2 protein-coding genes and 1 pseudogene are annotated in these 2,971 nt (G+C 67.6%); all 3 read right to left on the reverse strand.

What is annotated here, in order from left to right:
- Nucleotides 1-474 (reverse strand): FAD-dependent oxidoreductase (locus DD1DGNOD_RS04495; protein WP_131769516.1); only part of this gene is annotated, 474 nt, incomplete at its 3' end.
- 440 nt (nt 475-914) lie between these two features.
- The gene (locus DD1DGNOD_RS04500) at nt 915-2,306 is read right to left on the reverse strand and encodes a class II fumarate hydratase (RefSeq protein WP_131765345.1); all 1,392 of its coding nucleotides are present in this window, start codon (nt 2,304-2,306) and stop codon (nt 915-917) included.
- Nucleotides 2,307-2,712: 406 nt separating this feature from the next.
- Nucleotides 2,713-2,971, reverse strand: a pseudogene (locus DD1DGNOD_RS27735) (hypothetical protein); the annotation flags it as partial.

Below are 2,971 nucleotides of genomic sequence, written 5' to 3' on the forward strand. Positions count from 1 at the left end.
GTCGAAGTCGACTGTGTCCGGCCGGGCCGGCCGGGTGCCGGTGGCGATGATGATGTTCTCCGCCCTGACCCGGCGCTCGTCGATCTGGTCGCTGTCGATGATGCTGATGGTGTGCGGGTCGACAAAGCTTGCTGTTCCGATGAGCAGTGTGACCCGATTGCGGCTGAGCTGGCTGCGAATGACGTCGATCTCACGCCCGATGACGTGCTGGGTGCGCGAGGACAGGTCCGAGACCGTTATGTCGTCCTTCAGCCGGTAGCTTTGTCCGTACATCTCCCGCTGGGTCATACCGGTGAGGTAGAGCACAGCTTCGCGCAGCGTCTTGGACGGGATCGTGCCGGTGTTGATGCAGACCCCGCCGACCATGTCACGACGATCGACGATCGCAACACGGCGGCCCAGCTTGGCGGCGGCGATAGCCGCTTTCTGCCCGCCCGGACCCGACCCGATGACGAGGAGGTCGTAGTCGTACATCGTTTGTCGCCTCCTCAGCTGAAAATCCCCACTATTGATCAGTGCGAGAATATCCGGCCGGGACGCTCGGGACGTCTGGAACGTCAGGTTGTTACTTCCCCTTCTCCAGGGACCTCCGTACCTTCCCCAGAGCACCCGCCCCAGGTGGTCGGTCGTGCCGGTGCGTCCGGTACCGGACGCAAGCGACGTGCGCGGCTCGGCCGGGCGGCCCCCAGGGGTCCCGGAGCTGCGGGGCCATGGGGGCCGTGGCCTCACGGGGTCGCGGAAAAATCTTCAGGTGCCCCGTAACCTCCGCCGTGGTGTCTCGTTGAACACAGGTGCGGGGGTCGTGGGGGCTTGCTGGGGGGTCTTCCACGGCTCCCCGCCGCTGTCAGCGCAACGGCGGGGAGTGCCGCGGAGAAGAGTGTGACCGCGCCGCTTTCAGCCCTCCAGCGTGTGCCCTACGGGTGGGTCATCGACAGGACGTCCAGCGCGGCGTCCAGCTGCTCCTCGGTGAGTGCGCCGGCAGCCACGTAGCCGCGCTCGAGGACGACCTCGCGGATCGTCTTCTCCTCGGCCAGGGACTGCTTGGCGACCTTGGCCGCCTCCTCGTAGCCGATGTAGCGGTTCAGCGGTGTCACGATGGACGGCGAGGATTCCGCGAACCGCCGGCAGCGTTCGACGTCCGCGACGATGCCGTCCACACACCGGTCGGCGAACAGCCGGCTGATGGTGGACAGGATGTGGATCGACTCGAGCAGGTTCCGTGCGATCACCGGCAGCATCACGTTCAGTTCGAAGTTGCCCGCGGAGCCCCCGAAGGCCACGGCCGCGTCGTTGCCGACCACCTGCGCGACGACCTGGCACACGGCCTCGGGGATCACCGGGTTGACCTTGCCCGGCATGATCGACGATCCCGGCTGCAGGTCGGGCAGGCGGATCTCGCCGAGCCCGGCGCGCGGGCCCGATGACGCCCAGCGCAGGTCATTGGCAATCTTGTACAGCGACAGCGCGATGACCCGCAGCACTCCGGACGCCTCGACCAGGCCGTCCCGGGACGCCTGGGCCTCGAAGTGGTCGCGGGCCTCCGACAGCGGCAGGCCGGTGGCCGCCACCAGCTGCTCGATGACGGAGGCGGCGAAGCCGGGCGGGGTGTTGATACCGGTGCCGACGGCGGTACCGCCCAGCGGAAGCTCGCCGATCCGTGGCAGGGCCGCCTGGAGCCGCTCCACTCCGTAGCGGACCGCTGCCGCATACCCGCCGAATTCCTGACCGAGGGTTACTGGGGTGGCGTCCATCAGATGGGTGCGTCCGGACTTCACGACCTCGCGGAATTCGACGCTTTTACGTCCCAGGGAGGCGGCCAGGTGTTCGAGTGCGGGGATCAGGTCGTGGACGATCGCCTGCGTCGCCGCGACGTGGATCGAGGACGGGAACACGTCGTTGGACGACTGTGAGGCGTTGACATGGTCGTTCGGGTGCACCGGCCGGCCGAGCCGCTCGGTGGCGAGGGTGGCCAGCACCTCGTTGGTGTTCATGTTGGACGACGTCCCGCTGCCGGTCTGGAACACGTCGATCGGGAAGTGGTCGTCCCAGGCGCCGTCGGCTACCTCCTCGGCGGCTGCGGAGATCGCGGCCGCGATCTCCGCGTCGAGGACCCCGAGCTTGGCGTTGACGGTCGCAGCCGCTGCCTTGATCCGGGCGAGGGCGGCGATGTGGGCCCCGGAGATCCGCTGGCCCGACACCGGGAAGTTCTCGACCGCACGCTGGGTCTGTGCCCGCCACCTGGCCGTGGCCGGTACGCGCACCTCGCCCATGGAGTCGTGCTCGATGCGGTAGTCCTGCTCGCTCATGTGCTCCCGCTCCCACCGGTCGTTACCTACTCGACACCTAGCTACCTATCTACCGTCCAGGAGGTTAGGCGCAACGTGCCGTGGGCGTCCGGCGGTGGGCCGGTACGTACCCCCGCCGAGGGGCTTCCGGGTTCTGGCAACCCGACCACAGCCGTCGCAATCGTGGGTGACGTCGGCATTCGGCGCAGAAGGCGGTGTCGCATCCGCCCGGCGTGAAGAAATCGTCGACCGATTCATACGGGTTGCATTGTCCGGAATCTGTCCCTCGGGCACGGTTCGGCATTTGCCGCGTTCGGTGGCGTCGGTGCTAGTGTCACCGGTGCGGGGAATGAATAGTTGCGCGGTAACGACTGCGGTCGACCGCACGGACATCTGAGATGGCGGCAGTCGTGCGTTCCGGTCCGTGTTATCTGCTGGTGTGTTCCGTGGCGCTGGCCACAGTGTGCGCCGTCAGTTCCTGTGGACCTGCCGATTCGGCTGTACAGGACGGCTCCCCGGCTGCTTTCCTGCGTGCGTCGGACACATCTGCCCCGGGTAAACCGCCGGGGGAACTCATGTCGTCCACGGCGTTGTCCCCGTCCCCCGCCGACCCGGCGCCTCTTGCCCGGAGAATGGCTGTTGCCGGGATGCGGGCGGGGGCGGGGACAACGCCGTGGACGACATGA

Source organism: Candidatus Protofrankia californiensis, assembly GCF_900634765.1.
Lineage (GTDB): Bacteria > Actinomycetota > Actinomycetes > Frankiales > Frankiaceae > Protofrankia > Protofrankia californiensis.

Coding starts and splice junctions, on each gene's coding strand:
- DD1DGNOD_RS04500 (WP_131765345.1), bottom strand. CDS start 2,306: ATGAGCGAGCAGGACTACCGCATCGAGCACGACTCCATGGGCGAGGTG.